Below are 23,708 nucleotides of genomic sequence, written 5' to 3' on the forward strand. Positions count from 1 at the left end.
AAATCAAAGCAAGCAATAATTTAAAAGATCCAATACACATGTTACTTAAAGCCACCACTATTGCATTGATCCCAGCACTCATTCTTCAGGGAAATCGCGTGAAGAAAAATATTTTACGTTTAGATGAACCGGCAGGTGAGCGTATAGGGCAAATGGGTCATGGCAAGGCATTGTCTATATTGATACTGGGGGATTCCGCTGCGGCAGGTGTTGGGGTGGAACATCAACGGGATGCCTTATTGGGTAGCGTGCTAGAACAATTACAGCACGACTTTAGTGTTCAATACTGTCTGCATGCCAAAACAGGTTATACCACTTCACAAGTCACACGGTCTCTGGATGAATTAGAGACACAGCATTTTGACATAGTGGTAACATCCATTGGGGTAAATGATGTCACCAAGCTGATGCCAGCAGAACTTTGGATTGAAAAACAGTCTCGACTGTACCAACAGATTAACAATAAATTTACACCGAAATTAGTGATCGCGGCAGGCGTGCCACCCATGCAAGAATTTCCAGCATTGCCGAATCCTTTGGCTTGGCTATTCGGTCAATATGCCAAAAAAATGAATCAAAAATTAGACAAATTTGTGGCTCAACAAGCTCATATGCGTTGGATCCCTTATGATATGGAACAGTATAAACAATTAAATCTAGAAATGGCCAAAGATGGCTTTCATCCAAGTAAAGCGGTTTATCAACTTTGGGCCAAGCAAGTGGTTGCACATATTCGTGATGTTTTCTAATGCAATTATTTCAGATATGGACAGCTGAATGATGAATTCATCTGTCTAAAAAGTATTATTCATTCATCAGCAGATACATGGCGAACATGGCAAAGGGGGAAATAGATATGCAAGACATTCCGATAGAAACACATCCGTTGGCGCCTTTTTTACCTGAAAATGCCAAATTACTGATGCTCGGGAGTTTTCCTCCTCCGCAAAATCGTTGGAAAATGGACTTTTACTATCCCAATTATCAAAATGATATGTGGCGTATTTTTGGTCACTGTTTTTTTAATGATAAAAACCACTTTTTGGATTTACCGAATAAGAACTTCCATCTTGATCAGATTATTGGGTTTTTAAATGAAAAAGGCATCGCGATTTATGACACTGCGTATCAGATCAAGCGCTTAACTGGAAATGCGTCAGATAAATTTCTACAGATCGAAACACCGAGCAATATAGCGAATTTACTTCAAAAAATTCCTGCATGTCAGAGCATTATGACCACAGGGGATAAAGCAACTGACACTCTAATGTTATCCATGCCTGAAGGAACAGTGAAACCATCCATTGGTCAATCAAGTCGAGCTTATTTAGCTGATCGAGAAATTACACTTTATCGGATGCCATCTTCCTCAAGAGCTTACCCTTTGGCTTTAGAGAAAAAAGCACAAGCTTATGCGCAGCTGTTTAAGCAAGTTGGTTTGCCTTAATTGATTGTATGCGATTGAAATTTATAGTATTTAATTTCCTTAAAATCACAATCAAGATTTATGCTGAATCAAAGATTAGCCATCGTATTCAACATAATCCCATAAATTTAAACGTGCCTTAATGTCACGGCGAATATTGGGCATTAAAGGAAGTAATGTACCATCAATCCATAGACTCAACGCTTGAATCGAAATCAATTGTTGTTGCTCATCTATTAATTTCGCACCTTTGACTGTAACAAGTGTCGATTCAGTTTCGTTGGTTTCAATGCCTTTAAACAGCACTTCAAGTTCATAACCCGTATCTCGAATCAACCATTCCAATTCAATTTCAATATTGCTATTGGATTTTAAAACGGCTTGTCCCTCAACAACCTCTACATCATTTTCACAATCATATTCAACACGCACTTTGGCCAGATGCCAGTCTTGCTGACCCAATTGATCTAAGGTTTTAAAGGGCACAAGAATATCGTTCAAATTGAATTGACGGCTTAAATCAAAGAACTGCATGGTGAATCATCGCTGTGGGAGCTAAAAAAGAGGAGAGAGTTCAACTGAACTCAAGCGTGAATTTTAACGTAAATTATATAACGAGTAAAATAAGACCATCAGCTTAAAATCTTAAATTAAGAAATGGATGGATTGAGTTTAGTTATTGAATTGAGTTAAAGCTTAAATAGATCGATTTTAAAAAACGTTCAGTATTGATAGTTCGATGTACTGATTGTGTCATTACATCATCCATTCAATCGGTAGATAGGATACGGCATGCATAGTAAAGCGCTGAAATTGAGTGGTTTCCGGATCATAAGTATGGGTTTTAATGGAACCATCCTTTTGCTGCTCTAACCAAATCACTTGACCTTTTTCATTCAGTTTCAATTTATAAGCCACTTGAGGAAGGTATTGATCGAGGGACTTGGATATACGCTGTTGTAAGCTTTCAGACTCAACTACTAAACCCACCTCGGTATTTAAATGCGCAGAACGTGGATCAAAATTAAAAGAGCCGATAAATACTTTTCCATCCACATCAAAAAATTTAGCATGTAAGCTTGAAGCATTTTTGCCTTTGGCAGGAATCACATTGCCTGTCATGGCTTCATACCAAGTGCGTTTTTCACGTTCGATATAGGGTTTAAACTCATAAAGCTTTACACCACTTTTCAATAAATCCACCCGATACTTTTGATAAAAGGCATGCACCAAAGCCACATCATTGGCGAGAAAAGAATTGGTGAGGATTCTGACATTGACTTTATTTTGATTCAAAGAAGATAAATAGGCTGTTCCTTTTTTTGTGGGTACAAAATAGGCAGACACCAATTCTAAATGCTGTTTGGGTTGACCCATGATTTGAGTGATTTGATTACCAATGAGTTGATGATCGCGTGCTTGACCACGAATTTTATCGGGACTATCCGCCAGAAAATCTGCCTTTGCCCATGCAATCGGACGATTTTTTAAATTTTCTGCCACCAACGTCTGTGCTTGTTTAATCTTATTCAGCATCTGATCAGGTTGCTGACCTTCAAACCGACTATAGCGCTGACGTAAAGCTTTGAGGTCTTGCTTATTTGAACTTCCCAAGATTTGTTGAACAGGATAGCTTAAATCATCATTCCAAAAAATTTGAAAGGTGGAATTGGCCGCTTTTAATGCTGTCCCTGCGAAGAAAATATCCATGTCGGTAAATTGAAAATGCTCACTGGCATCAAAATATTCACGGCTAATATTCCGTCCACCTGTGACTGATGCGGCACCATCAGCAATGATCAATTTATTATGCATACGATGGTTAATGTGCTTGAAGCGAAAAGCATAATCCATTACCCGAAATGAGCGATATTTATAGGGATTAAACAGTTTAATTCTGAAATTGGGGTGTTGAGCTAAAGTTTTTAATGCGTCATCCAGTTTTGTACCATTCTGATCATCAATCATTAATCGCACTTTGACCCCACGGTCGGCAGCTTTGAGTAGTTCAGACAGCATCAGATGACCAATAGAGTCGTCTTCCCAAATGTAATATTGCAAATCAAGGGTATATTTTGCATTGCGAATCAAATACAAGCGTGTCGCGATACTCATAAAGGCATCATCCAATGCCAAATACGCAGTTAAACCTTGATTAATTTTATCTTGACTGGCTTGATTTGAAATCCACTGTTCATAATGTGCTCGAATGGGTTGATCTGGGCGTGATTGATTGCTCGGTAAACTACATCCACTGAGTGCTGCGCATAAAACCGTTAAAAATAAAAAAGATGAATCTTTCAAAATATTCATAAGGTTATCATTAATTCATTTTTTATCCGTTCAGAATATCATCATGTTATAGTTTGAATCTACTGACAGAAAGTAGATACTGTCTTTCGTTTTAAATCATCGTAATACACAGGATGTTCGCCTATGAAATCTCGCGCAGCCGTAGCATTTGGTCCAGGTCAGCCCCTTCAAATTGTTGAATTAGATGTTGCTCCACCCAAAGCTGGCGAAGTTTTGGTTAAAATTACCCATACAGGCGTATGCCATACCGATGCATTTACTTTGTCAGGCGATGATCCTGAAGGTGTGTTCCCTGCAGTACTGGGTCATGAAGGTGCTGGTATTGTGGTGCAAGTCGGCGAAGGCGTGACCAGTGTCGTTCCAGGTGATCATGTGATTCCACTCTATACTGCTGAATGTGGCGAATGCTTATTCTGTCAATCCGGTAAAACCAATCTGTGTGTATCGGTTCGTGCGACCCAAGGTAAAGGCTTGATGCCAGATGGTACCACGCGTTTTTCATATAATGGCGAACCTGTTTATCACTACATGGGGTGTTCAACGTTCTCAGAATATACCGTTGTGGCAGAAGTTTCGTTAGCCAAAGTCAATCCTGAAGCCAACCCTGAGCATGTCTGTTTACTCGGTTGTGGTGTGACCACAGGTTTAGGTGCTGTTAAAAATACAGCCAAAGTTCAAGAAGGTGACACTGTTGCCGTGTTTGGTCTCGGTGGTATTGGTCTTGCGGTTGTGCAAGGTGCAAAAAAAGCCAAAGCCAGCCGTATTATTGCGATTGATACTAATCCTGAAAAATTCAAATTGGCTGAACAGTTTGGTGCAACTGAGTTTTTAAATCCAAAAGATTATGATCGCCCAATTCAAGAAGTGATTGTAGAAAAAACAGGTTGGGGCGTAGACCATTCATTTGAATGTATCGGGAATACCAATGTCATGCGTTCTGCACTCGAATGTGCGCACCGTGGTTGGGGACAATCGATCATTATTGGTGTGGCAGGTGCAGGTCAAGAAATTTCAACCCGTCCATTCCAATTGGTGACTGGGCGTTCTTGGAAAGGTACAGCATTTGGTGGCGTGAAAGGGCGTTCAGAATTACCAGGCATGGTTGAAGAAGCCATGAAAGGTGATATTCAACTTGAGCCATTTGTAACGCATACCATGGGCTTAGACCAAATCAATGAAGCATTTGATTTGATGCATGAAGGTAAATCGATTCGTTCGGTGATTCATTTTGAAGATTAATTCTTCAAGTTTGTAAATAAAAAAACGGGCCATTGCCCGTTTTTTTTTATTGTCTAATGAAATTGAATTCGAATGATATTGAAATCGATTAAGCAGTCGCTTTTAACACTTCAGCAAAGGCTTTCGCCACAGTGTCAATGTTGTTGAGGTTTAAACCTGCAGCGCACATACGACCACTACGAACCAAATAAATACCATATTTTTCTTTCAAAATATCCACTTGTTCAGCCGTTAAACCGGTGTAACTGAACATCCCTTGTTGCTTCACAAGGTAGCTAAAATCACGCTCAGGTAATTCCGCAGACAATTTTTGCTCCAGAAGCTGACGCATCTTAATAATACGTTCACGCATTTCTTTGAGCTCTTCTTGCCATTGAGCTGTTAATGCCGTATCGTTCAGGACATTATTCACCAACAATGCACCCGTGGTTGCAGGGCTTGAATAAATACGGCGTACCGTTGCTTTCAACTGACCCAAGACTTTTTGAGCAGTCTCTTTGTCGTCACAAACGAAAGTTAAACCACCAACACGCTCACCATAAAGGGAGAAGATTTTAGAGAAGGAATTGCTGACAATAAAGTTCATGCCAGATTTATCTAGGGCATGAATCAGGTAAGCATCTTCCTCTAAACCTTGACCAAAACCTTGGTAAGCAATGTCTAAGAATGGAAGTAAATCACGTGCTTTGAGCACTTCAATCACTTGATCCCATTCAGCAGGCGTTAAATCTGCACCTGTTGGATTATGACAACATGGGTGAAGCAGCACCACTGCTTTAGCAGGAAGTTTATTTAACTCTTCCAACATTGCCGGAACATTGACACCATTGGTTGTTGCATCAAAATATGGGTAGAAATGTGATTGCACACCTGCACCATTAAAAATGGCGATGTGATTATCCCAAGTCGGTTGGCTGACCCAAATATCCGATTCAGGAAAATATTTTTTAATAAAGTCTGCACCGACTTTCAGTGCGCCAGAACCACCTAAAGTTTGAATAGTCACCGCACGACCGTCTTTACGTGCTTGACTGTTTTCACCTAAAACCAATGCTTGCGTCGCATCGTTATAAGACTTTAAACCATCCATTGGCAAATACAGTTTAACTTTATCATTGCCAGCAGCGATGTTTTGATGGGCTTGTTTAACGGCATTTAGCTGAGGAACAATGTTATCTTCATTATAATAAAGACCAATACTTAAATTTACTTTTTCTGTACGTTCATCCTTACTGAACTCTTCCATTAAAGACAGAATTGGATCGCCTGCATAAGGATCTACATGTTGAAACATGGTCTAAATTCCTAAATCAAAAACAAATAAAATCTCTTGGATAATATATAGAAATAGAGCGACCACTCAACTCTAAAAACACGACTAATTCTTATAAGTGTTGAAACTTTTCATTATAAACATGGTGCTTTACATTGGTATTGACACTTGATTGCTGTAATTCGTGATGAACGCTGTTGAAATGAAACGTTTGAATGCAAGGTTTAAATAGAACGTTTCAATAGAAGAATGTCACTTGATTTGCTCAGCGGATTTAAGTTACATACAACAAGCAATTGAGCCAAACGCCCAAACAACCATCAGCATGAAAGGAAGCACCTATGCAACTCAACTATGAATTCACTCAGGCCGAATCTAGTCTGGCACAAGGAACACTGGTTCTGATTCACGGTTTATTTGGAAGTTTGAGTAATTTAGGCGTGTTGGCAAGGGCATTTCAAACTGATTACGACATTGTGCAAATTGATCTGCGTAATCATGGCTTGTCAGAACATAGCGATGAAATGAATTATAGTGTTATGGCACACGATGTCATCGAGACGCTAGATCAGCTTAAGATCGAACAATTTTCTGTGATTGGTCACTCTATGGGGGGCAAAGTCGCAATGAAATTGAGCGAAATTGCCCCCTCACGTTTAGCCAAATTAATCGTTTTAGATATGGCGCCGGTGGCCTATCAACAACGCCATCACGATGCCATATTCAAAGCCTTAAATGCAGTAACAGAAGCTCAGGTTCAAACACGTAAACAAGCCACAGAGATCATGCAAAGTGAGATCCATGAAAATGGCGTCATTCAGTTTTTACTTAAATCTTTTAATCAAGGGCAGTGGCACTTCAATGTCGAGGTGCTATATCGATATTATACTGAGATTACGGGTTGGAATGAGATTAAGCCATGGACGAAACCGAGTTTGTTTATTCGTGGTGAGAATTCTCAATATATTGCCCAACCTGAATATGTCGATGCCATATACAAGCAGTTTCCACACGCAAAAATTAAAACCGTATCCAATGCAGGACATTGGTTGCATGCTGAACAGCCTGAACAAGTGATTGCACATATTCGCACTTATTTACAGCAAATTAAGTCAGAAGTTTGAGTAGCACTTTGAGCTTACAGCATGAGTAAACTTGTAAGATTTTTTAAGATTTAATTTAAGATTTAATTTAAGATCAAAATGGATTTACTCTTCAAGCGGGTTGTCGCACTTTTTGTACAGCCCATACCTTGAATGTATTAATTTTTGGTCGAGTACTGATTATTCAATAATATTTGAATGATATTTTAATTTGCCTACAAAGTAATCAAATGTGTTCTCTGTATTCATCATTTTTTAGCTATAATTTAGCCACATAAAAATGAATGAATAGTATTCTAAATATAAAATTAAGTGCTTATTTTGTATTTTAAAAAAATCTAAATTTGAATCAATTTTTATCCGATTTAAGTCAAATCTGTTTGTTTAATATTCATATTTTTTCTATTTCGTGTATTATCCATACAAAGGACAAGTATTTATTTTTTAAGAATAAGTGCTATAATAAACATTATATTGATTTAAATGTGATCGGTATCACAAATCAGATTCAGTGCCTTGTTTATAAATGTGATTAAAATCAAATAATGATCAAAATCTATACAAATGATTTTTTTCAGTTATATTAACCGTATACCGATTCGAATTATAAATAGGTAATTTTATGAGTATTCTTGATTTACATAATGATTCCATTTTGAATCAGGGAGAGAGTTCTCAAAATAAGTCGACACCAAAAAAAGCACAACTCAGTGACGACTTCAAACTCGCTCTAGATTTACTTCCGCAAATGGTTTGGTTAACAAAATCAGGAATTGGCTATGCCAACAAAGCATTTACTTCTTATATCGGCTCAGATTCAGTTCACCTAAGTGATCATGATTGGATTAAGTTTTTGCATCCAGAGGATGCAGAACATCTTTATAACATTTGGAATAATGCACAAAAGACTGGTCAAAAATTTGAAAAAGAATGTCGCATAAAAAATAAAGATGGTGAATACCAATGGTTCTTATTGATTGCTGAAAGTAGCAAGCAATATCAGCAGTATTATGATTGGACCATGACGTGTACCAATATCCATGAACGTGCATTGAAACTTCGTGAAACTGCCGATTTACTTCGTGCCAATACCGACATGCTTGATGTCAGCGTGGACTGTATCAAAATCATTACCCCAGAAGGTAATGTGTCGCATATGAACCGTTCAGGGTGTCTTGCACTCTTAGGCAAAGAGCGTGTGCGTAAGTTTGGTATGTCATGGTTGGGGCTATTGCCAGCAGAAATACGTGAACAAGGGCAGCAAGCGATTAAACTGGCGGCTAAAGGTCAAAATGCACGTTTTGCAGGTAAAAGTGTATATGGTGATTTGACCATGTATTGGGACAATATCCTAACCCCTGTAATAAATGAAAATGGTGAAACCACCAGTATCCTTTGTGTGTCACGTGACATTACCAAACAACGTGTTGCTGAACTTAAACTTAAAATTTCCAGCGAGTGTGATGAGCTCACCGGTTTAATGAACCGTCGTGCCTTCAAACTGAAACTTAAACAATCGATTTCAGAAGCCAAGCGTAAAAAAACCAGTATCGGTATGATGTTTATTGATTTAGACCATTTCAAAAACATCAATGACACGTTGGGGCATCCAGCAGGTGATCATTTATTGCGTGTACTGTCTAAGCGTTTGTCGAAATGCTTAAATGAACATGCCTATGTGGCGCGTTTGGGGGGCGATGAGTTTGCAGTGATTGTGACCAATATGCACAGCACCGATGAATTAATTAAAGCGACAGCGAAAGTTTTAAAGCAGAATGAAGCACCTGTAACTTTTGCCGGAAAGTTGATTAATGGCGGTATGAGTATTGGTTGTGCGGTGTATCCTCAAGATGCAACCGATGTATTGGGCTTAATGAAATGTGCCGACACCGCCTTAAATGACTTGAAAGAACGTGGCCGTGGTGGCGTACGTATGTACGATGCTGAAATGCTTGAAATTGCAGAACAGAAAACTCAGCAGCTAGAAACCACCCGTTATATTTTACGTGAAAATCGTGTGGTACCGTTCTATCAACCTAAAGTGCGTTTAGACAACCGCGAAATCATTGGCTTTGAAGCTTTATTACGTTGGCGTGATGATGAAAAAAATGTACATTTCCCAGCCAGTATTGTAGAAGCGTTTAATGACTATGAGTTGGCAAGTAAAATCAGTGAAGTGATGCATGACAAAATTTTCACCGATATGGCGTCTTGGATCAAATCGGGCATTAAAGTTGTGCCGATATCGATTAATGCCTCGCCTGTAGAATTTATGCGCGATAATTATGCTGAGCTACTCATTAAACGTTTAGAAAGTTATGCAATTCCGCCTGAATTGATCGAAATTGAAATCACGGAACATATTTTATCCGACCGTGGTTCTGAGTTTGTGATTCGTGCGTTGAAAAAACTCAAAGCTTATGGCATTCGCATCTCACTAGACGACTTTGGTACCGGTCATTCTTCTATGACCCATTTACGTGATTATCCTGTTGATTGCTTAAAAATTGATTATGCTTTTGTCAATCGTATGAATGAAGAGCAGTCGATTAGCTCGATTGTTGAGGGGATTGCGAAACTTGGTCCGATCTTGTCTTTAGACGTCATTGCCGAAGGAATCGAAACGGTGCAGCAGCTCGATAGCCTGCAACAAGTCGGTTGTAAATATGGTCAAGGTTTCTTATTCAGTCGTGCCATTTGTGCCAAAGAAGCGCAAAGTATGTTGCAAGATCAAGTCAGCAAAGCTTAAGCACTTTCCAAAAAATACTGCTCAAAATCTTGGGCAGTATTTATTTTTTATTTAAATATTATTTATATTTTTCATCATGTTAATTTAAAAATTTACAGTTACAACTCATAGATTTTTGGCATCAATCCTATAACAATATTTTTAAATAAAGTACTTGTAAATGAACCTAATAGTGCGTATTGTGATTTCAGATTCTATTTTTGATGGTTTAAAACCCATGCAACAGCAACGCTTAAATACCAACGCTTATTATTATTTTTGGCAATTTATCACCTAGTTGCCTGGATGCGTTCGGGCAACATTTTGGTTGCCGACAAAGTTTATACCTGATCGGCAGCCCCGATCAGGTTTTTTTTATGCGTTAAGGTTTTAAACCGATTTTAATTTTTTGGAGCAGCTCATGAACACATTTACTTATTCTTATTTTAGCAACGGTTTCTGGTTTTACTTTAGCCAAGCGGTAACGCTCGCCTTAGAACCCTCTAGACATTTAACGCTCAAATAAAAATGTAGGACTGATTCAGTCCCCAAGGAACGACCATGAATGCTGTAACTTCGACTTTAGAACACACTAAAAATATCCAACAGGAAAAAATGTTGGCTTTGCCTTACCAGTTAAAGGCACATTTCCAATTGACGGAAAAATTGGCACAGCAAGTGGCTGAACAACGCCAAACCATTCAAAATATTTTAGATGGCACAGATCATCGTTTAATGATTATTACTGGACCATGTTCAATTCATGACCCTGAAGCTGTCCTTGAGTATGCTGAGAAACTCGTTCATCTACAAAGCCTGGTTTCAGATCAAATTTTCTTCGTGATGCGTGCTTATATTGAAAAACCACGCACTACCGTGGGTTGGAAAGGGTTCTTGTATGATCCAAATTTGGATGGATCATCCGACATGCAATTGGGTTTAGAACTCTCTCGTGAATTGTATTTAGAGATTATTCAACTTGGTTTACCGATTGCCTCTGAAATTTTAAGTCCTATGGCGACCGCTTATTTCGATGACCTGTTGGCTTGGGGGGCGATTGGGGCACGTACCAGTGAATCGCAAATTCACCGTGAAATTTCCAGTCAAATGCCATACAGCATTGGTTTCAAAAATGGCACCGATGGCTCAATCCAAATCGCACTCGATGCGATTCAATCTGCATCAAACCCTCATCAGTTCTTGGGCATGAGTCAATCGGGTCTGCCAAGTATTTTAGCATCTAAGGGTAACCCGCATGCGCATTTGATTTTACGTGGATCAAATACTGGCACCAATCATCAAGCGGCTGAAATTGCCAAAATCAAAGAAAAGAATAAAGGGATCTTGCCTGCACTGGTGATTGATTGTAGCCATGGCAATAGTGCAAAAAACCCACTTAATCAGCCTGAAGTCCTCAAGAAAATCGTGGCTGAACGCGCTGAAACTGAAGTGCGTGGTGTAATGCTAGAAAGTTTCTTAGTTGATGGTCAACAGAAAATTTCATCAGATATGCGCTATGGTCAATCCGTAACCGACGGTTGCTTGGGTTGGGAAAAGACCCAACAATTGTATTTAGAGGCTGCTGACAGTTTGAGAGTGCAGGGAAGTTAGTCCATTAGTCCAGTTGAACTTCTCAACTTTTTCGCTCTGTAGTTTGAGTCGTCATTGAAAAAGAACTTAGCTTAAGATTCTTGCTTTATCATCGTTCATCGGTGATAAAGCTTTTCATTTAAAATGTTGAAAAAGTTAATAAATGGTATTGGTCTAAAAATCAGGCTTGAATCTCGATTTTTTTTGATGCTTTAGACATTTTTTAGGCTTTCTTCAGCTTGATTCAAGTTTTGTGATTTGAGCAGTAGTCCGAAATTGTGCATTATAAGACACATCATCCAATATAAATAAACATGTGTTTTACTCGATAAAATTTAAAATACGTTTGTCATTGATAAAAATATTATTCATCTGAATCTGTGAAATGGGGTCGCTAATGTACACAGCTGAATTATTGAATGAAGCGCGCAATTTTATGTTTCGCTTACTCAAAAATGTCTTTGAGCACGGAGGCTCAGATCTGTTTATTTCTGCAGATTTTCCACCGAGTATGAAGCATCAAGGCATGATGAAGCCTTTAAGTTCTCAAGCCTTAACCGGTGAAAAAACCAGACTGTTTGCTTACAGCCTGATGAATGATAAGCAACGTGACGAATTCGAACGAGAACTTGAGTGTAACTTTGCAATCAGCATTCCAGAAGTTTCACGCTTCCGGATCAATGTGTTTCAACAACAGCTCAATGTCGGCATGGTGATTCGAACCATTACATCTGAAATTCCAACCTTCAGTAAACTGAAACTTCCAGCATCGTTAAAAGATGTAATTATGGAAAAACGCGGTCTAATTTTGGTGGTTGGGGGAACCGGTTCAGGTAAATCGACTTCATTGGCGGCAATGATTGATCATCGTAATGAAAACTCAGCAGGGCATATCATTACTGTTGAAGATCCTGTGGAATATGTACATAAACATAAAAAGTCGATGGTGACGCATCGTGAAGTGGGTGTGGATTGTCACAATTGGCACAATGCACTCAAGAACACCTTACGCCAAGCACCTGACGTGATTTTGATTGGTGAGATTCGTGATACCGAAACTATGGAACATGCCATCGCATTTGCTGAAACTGGACACCTTTGTCTAGGCACATTGCATGCCAATAATGCCAATCAAACCCTGGATCGCATTATTAACTTTTTCCCTGAAGAACGTCGCAACCAATTGTTAATGGATTTATCTTCCAATATGAAAGCGATTATTTCTCAGCGACTGATTCGTACCGAAGATGGCAATGGCCGTCGTGCCGCAGTGGAAATTATGCTGAATACACCTTTAGTGTCGGATGTGATTTTAAAAGGGAATTTCCATGAGCTGAAAGAGATCATGACCAAATCACGTGAATTGGGTATGCAGACTTTCGACCAAGCGCTTTTTGATTTATATAATGAAGGTGCCATCAGTTACGATGAGGCTATTCGTAATGCAGACTCTATGAATGAACTGCGTTTAAAAATCAAACTGAATAGTACCCGTAAAAATGAGCATTCAGCAAAGAGTAATAGTTCTTTTAGTATGTTTGATGATGATATTGGGCAAGAAGCATAATTTTTTATATCTCTGCCTAAAAAACGTAAAAAAATCAGCCATTGGGCTGATTTTTTTATAACACATCTATAAAACCAAGCCTTTAAAACTTAAAGACCTGCTTCATAGTCTGCACTTGAAAGTAATTTTTCAACATCTGCAATATTGTCCGCTTTGATTTTATAAATCCAGCCTTTGCCATATGGCTCGTCATTGACGAAATCAGGATCATCTTCAAGATTTTCATTGATTTCAACCACTACGCCTGAAATTGGGGCATGAATATCAGACGCGGTTTTGACCGATTCAACCACACCGACTGCTTCACCCGCAGTGAGTTGACGACCAACTTCTGGTGCTTCGACATAGACCAAATCGCCCAAAGCATCTTGTGCATGGTCCGAAATACCCGTAATCACAAGGTCACCCTCAATTTTTACCCATTCGTGTGTCGTGGCATATTTCAGCGTTGAAGGATGATTCATCCTGACTCCTTGATTCAAATGTTTCAAAATAACGTTTTTTCAGTGTTATACAGGTTTTTTGAAAAAAACGAAAGTTGAATTGTTTTTTATAAATATGGATCTTTACGCCAACTGCTTGGACTACGCCCACTCCAACGTTTAAAGGCTCGGCTGAAATTGGCGACATCGGAATAACCTAATTCATCGGCAATTTGTTCAAGGCTATAATCGGTACGGGACAGCAGCGAAGTCGCATGTCGGTAACGCACTTCATCGACTAAAGTTGAAAAGGAGGTGCCTTCAGCAGCAAGCTGTCTTTTTAAGGTGCGATCCGACATATGTAATCGATCTGCGACATGTTCAATGCTGAGATAGTGTTGCTCCGAATGGGTCAAAATATCACGCACACGCATCGAAATACGACGGCGCTCACCCAATTCAGACAGTTCTGCTTCACATTGATTAATTGCAATTTGACTGGCAATCGGGTCAGCATTGACCATTTTTAAACTCAGATATTTTTTATCAAAACTGGCCAAAAAATGGGTTTGATCAAAATGCACCGTATGCTGGGATGACATGCGCGCCAAATATTTTTCAAAGCCTTCAGGTTTTGGAAAATCAAAATTAATTTCACCTTGTAAATCATCAATCCCAGTTAAGGCTTTGGCCATGGTCATTACACCAAAGGTCAGTGCCATTACAATTTCAGTGCGGAGTGGTTCGATATCAATATCGCATTGTAATTGCAATGAAACTTGTTCAGTGAATGTAGAAAAATGAAATTGTAAAAAGGGCATCCGCAGTTGAATAAAGCGATTGGCTAAAATCAAGGCATCCATAATTTCATTCGAGGTCATGATGGCATAGCCAATAAACCCATGAATGGAAATGCGCATTTGATTGCCCAAATGGTAGCCCAATGAACTTTCACCGGTCATTTTACGTGCCAAGATAATCATCTCATTGGCCGTGTTCAGGGGAATACGAAATTCAGGATCGGCAAGTTGTTCGGGGGTGTAATGAAATGGGGCAAAAAGAGATTCTGCGCTATAGCCCCAACGTGAAACAACGTCTAGTAACAAAAGTCCATATACACCTGGAATGCCTAAATCTGGGCGAACTGAGCCTATTTTCATGTGCGATCCATTGCTCACAATTATTTTAATTTTCTAAAAATTGATATTGGCATAAAACTTGATTTAAATCAGTTAAATTGTCTGACAAGGCTTTTAGCCTTGTCCTGATGCAAATTCACGTTTAAACACCACGATTTTAGTGGTGGATAATAACAACACATCACCGACTTGGTTTCGCGCTTGGGTCACATAGGTCACAATGGCACGATCATTCTTGGTTTTCGACGGCGTAATTGCCACAATTTCAACTTCGACATGAATACGGTCACCCACACGTGCGGGACGTGGCCAGCGCAGACTCGACTCTGAGCCAATTAAACCACCCGCCACAGGGAAACATTCGGTCCAAAGACGCATGGTCACGGCAGATGTATGCCAACCGCTGGCTGCAATACCTTGAAAAATCGGATGATCTTTGGCTTTTTCTTCATCGGTATGGAAAACTTGTGGATCATACTTATTGGCGAAATCTTTGATTTCTTCTAAAGTCATTTCGTATTCACGACTTTTAAACTGATCGCCAATTTTTAAATCTTCAAGATATAACATTCTATTCGTCTTCCTTTTCTTGCACTTTTTGTTCTACTAAAAAACCGCCGGTTTGTCTTTGCCACAGTTGTGCATAGATTCCGTTTTGAGCAATCAATTGCTCATGGGTGCCTTGCTCAGCAATATCCCCTTGATCTAAAACGATTAAGCGGTCCATTTGTGCAATTGTAGATAAACGATGCGCAATTGCAATCACTGTTTTGCCTTGCATCAAATCATCAAGGCTGGATTGAATTGCAGCTTCCACTTCAGAGTCTAAAGCACTGGTGGCTTCATCCAAGACCAAAATAGGCGCATCTTTTAAAAACACTCGTGCAATGGCAATACGCTGACGTTGCCCCCCTGACAGTTTCACCCCACGCTCACCGACATAAGCATCATAGCCGGTACGACCGCGTAAATCGGTGAGTTGCGGAATAAATTCCTCAGCTTTGGCTTTACGCACCGCTTCAAACATTTCTTCATCAGACGCTTCAGGGCGACCATATTTAATATTTTCAGCCACGGTACGATGTAATAAAGAGGTGTCTTGTGTAACTAAGGCAATATTTTTTCTGAGACTGTCTTGAGTGACGTCCTGAATATCTTGCTGATCGATTTTAATCTGACCTTGATTGAGTCGATAAAAATTAAGAAGCAGTTGAATCAGTGTCGATTTCCCTGCACCTGAACGCCCCACGATCCCGATCTTTTCACCCGGTTTGATGGTGAGATTAAAATGATTAATGACATTTTTGTCGTTGTAAGCGAAACACACATCGCAGAATTCAATTTCACCACTTTTGATTTTTAAAACAGTGGCATTTTCTTTGTCTTGAATATTAAGCGGTTTACCGAGCGTCGACATGCCATCTTGAATGGTACCGATATTTTCAAACAAGGCCGAGGTTTGCCACATCATAAAAGCAGCCATACTGTTCAGTTTTAAAATCATCGCTGTGGTGGCTGCAATCACTCCAATCTGTGCTTGACCTTGTAACCACAACCAAACTGCAGTCCCTAAAACCCCAAAAAATAAAACCGCAGTGAGCAGGTTGGTACACACTTCGTAAGATGTGCCCAAACGCATTTGAGCAAACACCGTACGCATAAAGTTTTGCATTGACTCTTTGGCATATTGGCTTTCACGACCAGCATGTGCAAACAGTTTTACCGTTTGAATGTTGGTATAAGCATCTGTTACACGACCGGTCATTACCGCACGGGCATCTGCTTGTGCTTTCGAAACTTTTCCTAAACGTGGAATAAAGAACAGAGCAGCACTGACGAATAAAATCAGCCATAAAAATAACGGGACGAGCAGAATAGGGGAAACATTCCCCAATACCACACTGATGGTAATGAAATAGATAATCACATAGGTGACCATGTCACCCAAAATCACCCAAAACTCACGCACAGCAAGTGCAGTTTGCATGACTTTGGCAGATAAACGTCCTGCAAAGTCATTGTGGAAAAAATCCAGTCCTTGCAATAATAGTAGATTGTGAAAGCGCCAACGCAGTCGCATTGGGAAACTACTAAACAAGATTTGATGGCGTATAATCGACTGTAAACTTGAAAATAAAATATTGCCCAATAAAAAGAAGCTGAGCATCAACAGATTGTTTTTATGTTGTTCTAAAAAAGTCTCAGGTGTAGACTGGGTCAACCAATCCACCAAATGACCAATTTGAGAAAAGAAAATTGCTTCAAAACTGGCGGTCGCAGCGGTGAATAAAACCAACAACAGTAAATATCTTTTAACGCCAGATGCAGCTTGCCAAACAAAAGCAAAAAATGTTTTGGGCAAGGGTTCGTTTAAGCCTTGGGTGGGATAGGGATCAACCAATCTTTCAAACCATTGCAACATTTATGATCTCGATATGCTTAATTTTCATAAGCTCGAGTGTACTGTGAAATGGGGTTTAAGTAAAAATTTATGCGCGCTGGTCGATGGGATTTGTACTATTATTTTTCAGCGTTTTCTAACCATTATTAACTCAGTGATTGGCTATTGATTTAGCTTTGAGCGTTTAAAGATTATGTAGGGTGAACATGAATCAATCATAATCAATGGTGTTCTTTCAAAAAAGAAAAATTGATCGTAACAGCATAATCTACATGATCAATGAAATTTCCTTGTCACTGTGGCAGAAGGTCTGGATGAGGTGCGTTAAAGTGAAGAACTTCTGCTTTACGAAGCACTGCTTCAGATCTTCTGAAAAGAGAGCAAAATTGATGATAAATTTTAATGGGATAAAATGATTTATGAAAGAAGTTCATTAAAAAGGGATAAGTCAACTTATCCCTTTTTTTAGTTGTGTCATGCATTTTGGTTTAAACCAACTGCATGACACACGATATTATTGTGTCACTTCAACAGTTAGACCATAAGTATAAACATCTGTTGCAGGTTTCTTTGTGGCATCTGGATTTGCTTCAGGGTAACTGGTGGTAATGAGATACACGCCCGGTTCATCAAATTTAACTTCGAATTCACCTTTTGCATTGGTTTTAACTGCAGATAGCTCTTTTGTCTGAGCGCCATCAAATTGACCTGCACCTTTAAAGACATCGATTTCTAAATCTTTGACTGCTTTACCATTGTTTAATACTTGTGCTTTCAGTGATTCACCTTCATACAATTCGTTTGGATGCGTAATAAATTTCAGTTCAAAGCCTTTGTTGGTTACCGCAGGGATTGCGCTTGGTTTTGCTTTGCTAATAAACGTTTCTGCAATCAGGTGATTGGTCACTTCAAGGGTTTGCGCATTGGCAGGGACTTGATCTGACATAATCATACGGGGTGGTTGAGCAGGTTTTGCATCTGCAGCTTTCGCTGTTTGTGCTGTTGATTGTTTTGCTTCAGGCTTAGGCGCATTTGCCGCTTGTGGGCGCGCTGCACGTACACGTAACCAACGACCATCAACCAATGCATATTTACCGCTATTACCTAACGCATCTTGGGTACGAATACGATAAGTACCATCTTTGGGTAAATCGAATTCAGCTACACTGAAACGTTTAAGCGATGCCGCAGGATTGATCGTTTTTTGTTGACCATCTGGCTCCGTGATCACATAACTGGTTTTAAAGTTAAAGCCCGGTGTGAAGAATTTTTCAATGGTCACAGCACTTTGGAAACTTAGATTTTGTGCTGCTTTGGTATCAAACGCTTCTGGCAATACAAATGGGCTCATGGTGTGTGCAGACGCCACAACAGGTAATGATGATAACAGTGCTATTTTGAGCCAGCGATTCATAATAAGTACATCCAAGTAAAAAAATCGTAATGAATTTGGTTTAATTTACTTGATAACAACTCTCATTATCAATATCATCTTAAAAAATATTTTGGAGCATCGGTGTGGCTACAACTGTGAGAAATTTTAATCCTTTGCGTGTTGCATTTCGACTTTCACCTATCATGATGGCAATTGCACTGATTGCTCCATTTGGCACACAAGCCTCTGAAAATACAAAAAACGTTACCCCGATTGATCAAAATCAATTTCCAAGTCATCAATTCCACCGTGATCATGTTCTAGGAACATCTTTAGATGTAGTGATGACGGGTGTTGATAAGCAAGATGCAAAACGTGCGCTGAATGCAATTGAATCTGAAATTGCTCGTTTAGATCAAATTTTATCGACTTGGCGTGATGACAGTGAAATCTCAGCGTTAAATCAGACTGCAACCAGCAAACAAAAAGTATCGCCTGAGTTATTTGAAGTGATCGCAGCGTGTGAAAATTGGCGCAACCAGACCTGCGGTGCGTTTGATGGCCGTTTAGGTCAATTGATTACGGCTTGGGAAAAATCACAAGGCATTGCCAAAGTCGATGCCGAAACCCGTGCGCAAATCATCAGTCATTTGGATAAAAACCAGATTGAGTTAGATGCTGAAACGCAAACCATTCAAAGTAGCTCAAGTGTGAAATTTGCCCCAGATGCTTATGCCAAAGGCTATATCATCGACCGTGCTTTAGCGGCTGCACGTCAAGCGGTACCTGAACTTGAAGGTGTGCTGATTGATCTTGGTGGCGATATGCGCGTATGGGGCAGTGCGCCACAAAAAGCCACTGCTCAAGCAACGGGTTGGAACATTGGTGTGCAAGACGCTTTTAATCACTTTGACAATGCTGCACCGAGCCAAGTGCTTAATTTACAAGATCAAGCGGTTGCCTTTAGTGGTAAAGGCTACCGCAACTTGGCAGGTCAGACGCATTTACTTGACCCTAAAACCGGCGAAGCTTTGCAACAGGTTGAACAATGTGTGGTGGTGGGGACTTGTGCAGCCGATACCGATGCTTTGGCTACCGCACTGGCAGCCATGTCACCAACCGATGGTTTGGCTTTGGTTGAAGCACTGATAGGTTATGAGTCTCAACTGACCACAGCGGACGGCGCAATTTATCAAAGTAGCGGTTGGAATAATTTGCTACAATCCGACGCGCCCGCAGAGATGCGTAATGTTGCTAGCTCAAGTGCTGCAAAATGGCCTGCAGGGTATCAAGCGATTGTGGATGTTGTGATTCCAAAGCTTGATGTTGAGAAATACCGTGCACCTTATGTGAATGTTTGGGTGACCGACAGCGACAAAAAATTGGTGCGTACTTTAGCGGTATGGGGCAAGGACGAAAAATGGATCAACACCAACTACGTATGGTGGAGACGCTATGGTCGTCAAATGACCAACCTTGATGCTGTGGCAAAACCTTCACGCCAACCGGGTCATTATAAGTTGGCTTGGGATGGTAAAGATGACAATGGTAAAGCGGTGAAAGCAGGTCAGTATCAAATTCATATTGAAACTGCGCGCGAACACGGCGACCATTCTTATCAAACCATGAATCTTGATGTGAAAGCCAAAGCAATTCATCAGGCTTTAGCGGCACAAAAAGAAATTGGTGCGATTAAACTTAACTTCCAAAAAGTGAATTAATTCACTTCGAGATTTGACAGTGTACCAACGTCGAGATTTTTACCGCCATGCACGCTATGTGCATGGTTGGTTGTCTGCATTTGCTTTTCTAACTTTAGTGTTCTTTTCTGTCACGGGTTTATTGCTCAATCATCCTGATTGGTTTGAACCAGCTCAAGATGAAACCAGTCATGTCATCACATTGCCGAAGGAACTATTAAAATCCATTGAGGGTAAAGAAAACCCAAGCGATGAGATTTTGGACTATGTCCGCTCAAAACAGGATTTGGTGGGACGTTATAAAAGCAGTGAAGTGATGGATGGCGAGGTGATGATTCACCTTGAAAGTCCTGCCGGTTCTAGCGACGTGTGGGTCACACTGGACAATGCTGAAGCAGAAATCACCACCAAACCCGCCTCTACGGTATCGCTGATCAATGAGTTACATCGTGGTAAAAATGCCAGCACAGCATGGAGTTGGATGATTGATATCTCAGCAGTGCTGATTTTACTGTTGTCGATTGCAGGGTATATTTTATTCCTGAGTATTAAAACCCGTTTGGTGACTCATTTAACCCTAACAGCAGTGAGTATTGCGTTACTTCTATTGTTGATTTGGTCTGCAATTTAAAAGGGTATAGGTCATGACTGAAGCAGTGAGCTATATTCTGATTGCACTGGCAGTGCTGTTGTTTTTACATGTACTGTGGTTGGTGTTGCTGTTGTGGCAAAACAAATCTAAGCAGCTTAAACAACCTTTAGATCAAAGCCATGAATATTTAATCATTTATGCCACGCAGTCTGGCAATGCCGCCAACCTTGCACAGCAGACTGCAGAAAAGTTTAAGCATCTGAATATTTCCAATCGGGTGTTAGATATTCAGCATGTGCAAGCGGATGACTTATCCCAAGCGCAAAACATATTATGGTTTGTCAGCACCTATGGCGAAGGTGATGCACCAGATGCTGCACGACAGTTTTTGTTTAAAATCATGTCAAAAAGTTTGGATTTGAGTCAGCAAAAATTTGCAATCTTGGCACTCGGTGATCGTCGTTATTCCAACTTTTGTCAATTCGGTTTAAATCTTGAAGCATGGTTAAAACAGAACAATGCCCAAGAGCTGTTTAAAACCGTCTGTGTTGATCATTTAAAACCGCAAGATTTGGTTACTTGGAAAAATCAACTTGAACAAGAGATTCATAGCTCTTTGGTGGATTTTACTGAAATTGCATCCAAGCCATGGTCTGCTTTAACCTTATCAGAACGTGAATTACTCAATCGAGGCAGTCAAGGCAATCCCTTATACCGCATAGCACTGCAGTTTCCACAAGGATTTGACTGGCAATCAGGCGACATCATTGAAGTGCAATGTGCCAATTCTGATGCGCGTATTCAACAGTTTATGAGCGTGTATCAAGCTGAAATTGCCCAGCTTGCACCTGATTTTGATGCGCAATCTTTAAAAATTAAAAATCTGCATCTTTTACCCAATCGTTTAACAGATGAAGATGTTTTAACTTGGATCTCACGATTTAAAGAGCTCGATTATCGTGAATATTCGGCAGCCAGCATTCCGTCTATGGGTTATTTACAGTTGGTGATCCGTCAGGAAATTTATCAAGGACAGTTGGGGCTTGGCTCAGGTTGGCTCACTGAGCATGCGGTGTTGGGTGAAACCATTCAGGCGCGTGTGAGATCGAATCCATCTTTCCATCTGGCTGAGCACATTCGCCCAATCATTTTAATTGGCAATGGCTCAGGAATTGCCGGTTTAATGTCGCATCTGCACCAATGCCAAAAATTAGGTTATATCAACAATTGGCTGATTTATGGTGAGCGTCAACAGCAGTTTGACCGAGGTTTTGTCGAGCAAATGCAAGCGTGGAAACAGCGCGGGACGTTAAGGGAATTGGATTTGGTGTATTCACGTGATGGACACAAAGTTCGCTATGTCAGCGACTGCCTGCATAAAAAATCCCATCAGCTTGAAACGTGGGTAGAACGTGGAGCGGTGATTTATGTCTGCGGCAGCTTAAAAGGCATGGCGCAAGATGTCGATAATGCCTTAACTGATATTCTTGGTGAAGATGTGGTTGAGCAACTGATCCAAGAAAAGCGTTATCTTCGAGATGTATATTAACAAATGAAGTTTAAAAAAACCGATGTCATTATACATCGGTTTTTTATGAGATTAAATTACCACATTAAATCATCTGGAATCACATAAGCTGCGTACGGATCTTCTTCATCAGTCACATCGTTATTGTTGTTTTCTGCGTTATTGACAATGATAAAGCCCGCTAGCTTTTCATTGATTCGATCCGCCAAAGCTTTTGGTAAAAAGGCATAGCTTTCACCATTTTTAGCCACCACCAAACTACCGGAAACCAAGGCATTATAAATTTGTTGGTTGATATAGACTTTTTTGATTTTAGATTCATCGATGAACTGATAGCTAATCTCACCATCGGTATCTTTAATTTTGTGATGATTGATCATTTGCACCACAGAAGCATGCAAGGTTTTTTCATCTAACAAACGTTTCTTTTCAGCATTTAAGGCTTGGTCTTTTGCCAATTTTTCTTGCAAATCTTGCTCAATCTTTGCCTTGATTGCAGCATCATCGCTTTGACCTGTACGTTGTGCATGTACTGCTTGCTTAGACAATTTTTTCGCCTTTTTATTGTCCACTAAGCCCGCTTTAAGCAATTGCGCCTGCAATGCATTTTTAACCATGAGAAATACCAACCATTACTTTTAAAGATGTAAATGCCGAAAATAGAATACCCAATACATCAGGCAGAGCCTCAAGCTCCAACCTGCGGGAAGAAGCAATGCATGTAATTGTAAATAAGGATAGGTCACTGCCGCAACCAAACTTCCACAGATAAAGCCAAATAAGATCAGTAAATGTAACATCACTTTCTTATGATCGGTTTTCAGCCCTCTAAAAAAGTAGCCCAATGCCAGTTCTCAGTCGGCTAGTAGCCATGATCAATGCGTGGTATGAATAATGTTACCTTAATCATGACTGAACACCACATTTTATACCCCCATGATTGATTGCACATGCTCAAAGGTGGTAGAGCGAGCATAGCCTTGAATCAATCACCAACGCAAGGCAGTCAATACGTTAATGAGGGCAAGCCATAACGGCGACCCAATTTAAAATAACGATTGCCTAAAATAAAGCTGCAATAACTTGAACCAAGTATATAGCTTAGTAAAACTAAAATGAGGAGCAGTGCAGAGGAGTCATCATGTTGAGCCACATGCAATGCCAAAAGATGGGCATTTGCGGTCATATGCGACACAGATTGATATAACAGAGAAATTAGATCGAGAAATCAGACTGAGAACATTGATCATGCCCGCATTCATTGCGAGCACGAACGCCCCGAATTGAACCCATTTGGGTAAGTGTTGAAATG

20 protein-coding genes are annotated in these 23,708 nt (G+C 40.0%); 10 read left to right on the forward strand and 10 right to left on the reverse strand.

All coding sequences use genetic code 11. The annotated features are described in order from the left end of the window. The first annotated feature begins 38 nt into the window (after window positions 1–38). Together G8D99_RS07665 and G8D99_RS07670 are read left to right on the forward strand one after the other, a co-directional pair. Window positions 39–749 (forward strand): SGNH/GDSL hydrolase family protein, encoded by a 711-nt coding sequence (locus G8D99_RS07665; protein WP_166327617.1) that lies wholly within the window; start codon window positions 39–41, stop codon window positions 747–749. Between the two features lie 107 nt (window positions 750–856). Next, entirely contained in the window at window positions 857–1,447 is a 591-nt protein-coding gene (locus tag G8D99_RS07670; RefSeq protein ID WP_166324069.1) for a uracil-DNA glycosylase family protein, read from the forward strand. A gap of 75 nt (window positions 1,448–1,522) precedes the next feature. On the opposite strand, the gene G8D99_RS07675 is transcribed toward G8D99_RS07670, so the two are convergent. Together G8D99_RS07675 and G8D99_RS07680 are read right to left on the reverse strand one after the other, a co-directional pair. Continuing rightward, window positions 1,523–1,960 carry a hypothetical protein gene (locus G8D99_RS07675; protein ID WP_166324071.1) on the reverse strand — a complete coding sequence of 146 codons (438 nt, stop codon included), beginning with the start codon at window positions 1,958–1,960 and terminating at the stop codon, window positions 1,523–1,525. 222 nt (window positions 1,961–2,182) lie between these two features. Continuing rightward, a complete protein-coding gene (locus G8D99_RS07680; RefSeq protein WP_166324073.1) occupies window positions 2,183–3,739 on the reverse strand; it encodes a phospholipase D family protein in 1,557 nt (518 codons plus the stop codon). A 123-nt stretch (window positions 3,740–3,862) separates the two neighbouring features. Between G8D99_RS07680 and G8D99_RS07685 the strand changes: the two genes are divergently transcribed. Then, on the forward strand, window positions 3,863–4,978 hold the full coding sequence (locus G8D99_RS07685; RefSeq protein WP_166324075.1) for an S-(hydroxymethyl)glutathione dehydrogenase/class III alcohol dehydrogenase: 1,116 nt from the start codon (window positions 3,863–3,865) through the stop codon (window positions 4,976–4,978). Window positions 4,979–5,066: 88 nt separating this feature from the next. Here G8D99_RS07685 and G8D99_RS07690 read toward each other — a convergent pair whose 3' ends face one another. Next, complete coding sequence (locus G8D99_RS07690; RefSeq protein WP_166324077.1) at window positions 5,067–6,272, reverse strand: amino acid aminotransferase; 1,206 nt, start codon at window positions 6,270–6,272, stop codon at window positions 5,067–5,069. A gap of 320 nt (window positions 6,273–6,592) precedes the next feature. Between G8D99_RS07690 and G8D99_RS07695 the strand changes: the two genes are divergently transcribed. The 4 genes from G8D99_RS07695 to G8D99_RS07710 all read left to right on the forward strand — a co-directional run bounded on the left by G8D99_RS07695 (window position 6,593) and on the right by G8D99_RS07710 (window position 13,239). Then, on the forward strand, window positions 6,593–7,375 hold the full coding sequence (locus G8D99_RS07695) for an alpha/beta fold hydrolase (protein ID WP_166324079.1): 783 nt from the start codon (window positions 6,593–6,595) through the stop codon (window positions 7,373–7,375). Window positions 7,376–7,976: 601 nt separating this feature from the next. Beyond that, window positions 7,977–10,103: a bifunctional diguanylate cyclase/phosphodiesterase gene (locus tag G8D99_RS07700; protein WP_166324081.1), complete on the forward strand. Its 2,127-nt coding sequence runs from the start codon at window positions 7,977–7,979 to the stop codon at window positions 10,101–10,103. A gap of 540 nt (window positions 10,104–10,643) precedes the next feature. Further along, on the forward strand, window positions 10,644–11,693 hold the full coding sequence (locus G8D99_RS07705; protein ID WP_166324083.1) for a 3-deoxy-7-phosphoheptulonate synthase: 1,050 nt from the start codon (window positions 10,644–10,646) through the stop codon (window positions 11,691–11,693). Window positions 11,694–12,069: 376 nt separating this feature from the next. Beyond that, on the forward strand, window positions 12,070–13,239 hold the full coding sequence (locus tag G8D99_RS07710) for a PilT/PilU family type 4a pilus ATPase (protein WP_166324085.1): 1,170 nt from the start codon (window positions 12,070–12,072) through the stop codon (window positions 13,237–13,239). Window positions 13,240–13,328: 89 nt separating this feature from the next. Here G8D99_RS07710 and gcvH read toward each other — a convergent pair whose 3' ends face one another. The 5 genes from gcvH to G8D99_RS07735 form a co-directional block, all read right to left on the reverse strand. Further along, the gene (gene gcvH / locus G8D99_RS07715; RefSeq protein WP_166324087.1) at window positions 13,329–13,703 is read right to left on the reverse strand and encodes a glycine cleavage system protein GcvH; all 375 of its coding nucleotides are present in this window, start codon (window positions 13,701–13,703) and stop codon (window positions 13,329–13,331) included. Between the two features lie 86 nt (window positions 13,704–13,789). Continuing rightward, window positions 13,790–14,821 carry a helix-turn-helix transcriptional regulator gene (locus G8D99_RS07720; protein WP_166324089.1) on the reverse strand — a complete coding sequence of 344 codons (1,032 nt, stop codon included), beginning with the start codon at window positions 14,819–14,821 and terminating at the stop codon, window positions 13,790–13,792. A 93-nt stretch (window positions 14,822–14,914) separates the two neighbouring features. After that, on the reverse strand, window positions 14,915–15,370 hold the full coding sequence (locus G8D99_RS07725) for a MaoC family dehydratase (protein ID WP_166324091.1): 456 nt from the start codon (window positions 15,368–15,370) through the stop codon (window positions 14,915–14,917). 1 nt (window position 15,371) lies between these two features. Next, a complete protein-coding gene (locus G8D99_RS07730) occupies window positions 15,372–17,222 on the reverse strand; it encodes an ABC transporter ATP-binding protein (protein WP_166324093.1) in 1,851 nt (616 codons plus the stop codon). A gap of 493 nt (window positions 17,223–17,715) precedes the next feature. Continuing rightward, entirely contained in the window at window positions 17,716–18,615 is a 900-nt protein-coding gene (locus G8D99_RS07735) for a DUF4198 domain-containing protein (RefSeq protein ID WP_166324095.1), read from the reverse strand. A 104-nt stretch (window positions 18,616–18,719) separates the two neighbouring features. Here G8D99_RS07735 and G8D99_RS07740 point away from each other — a divergent pair, with 104 nt between their 5' ends. The 3 genes from G8D99_RS07740 to G8D99_RS07750 are packed head-to-tail and all read left to right on the forward strand — an operon-like array spanning window position 18,720 to window position 22,417. Beyond that, window positions 18,720–20,297, forward strand: a complete 1,578-nt coding sequence (locus G8D99_RS07740; protein ID WP_227554378.1) for a DUF2271 domain-containing protein — start codon at window positions 18,720–18,722, stop codon at window positions 20,295–20,297. A 19-nt stretch (window positions 20,298–20,316) separates the two neighbouring features. Then, the gene (locus tag G8D99_RS07745; protein ID WP_166324097.1) at window positions 20,317–20,907 is read left to right on the forward strand and encodes a PepSY-associated TM helix domain-containing protein; all 591 of its coding nucleotides are present in this window, start codon (window positions 20,317–20,319) and stop codon (window positions 20,905–20,907) included. Between the two features lie 13 nt (window positions 20,908–20,920). Next, window positions 20,921–22,417 (forward strand): sulfite reductase subunit alpha, encoded by a 1,497-nt coding sequence (locus G8D99_RS07750; protein ID WP_166324100.1) that lies wholly within the window; start codon window positions 20,921–20,923, stop codon window positions 22,415–22,417. A 56-nt stretch (window positions 22,418–22,473) separates the two neighbouring features. Here G8D99_RS07750 and G8D99_RS07755 read toward each other — a convergent pair whose 3' ends face one another. Together G8D99_RS07755 and G8D99_RS15910 are read right to left on the reverse strand one after the other, a co-directional pair. Continuing rightward, complete coding sequence (locus G8D99_RS07755; protein WP_166324103.1) at window positions 22,474–23,013, reverse strand: DUF2058 domain-containing protein; 540 nt, start codon at window positions 23,011–23,013, stop codon at window positions 22,474–22,476. A 389-nt stretch (window positions 23,014–23,402) separates the two neighbouring features. Further along, entirely contained in the window at window positions 23,403–23,582 is a 180-nt protein-coding gene (locus G8D99_RS15910; RefSeq protein WP_406741511.1) for a hypothetical protein, read from the reverse strand. Between the last annotated feature and the right edge of the window lie 126 nt (window positions 23,583–23,708).

Source organism: Acinetobacter lanii (genome assembly GCF_011578285.1).
Classification (GTDB): domain Bacteria; phylum Pseudomonadota; class Gammaproteobacteria; order Pseudomonadales; family Moraxellaceae; genus Acinetobacter; species Acinetobacter lanii.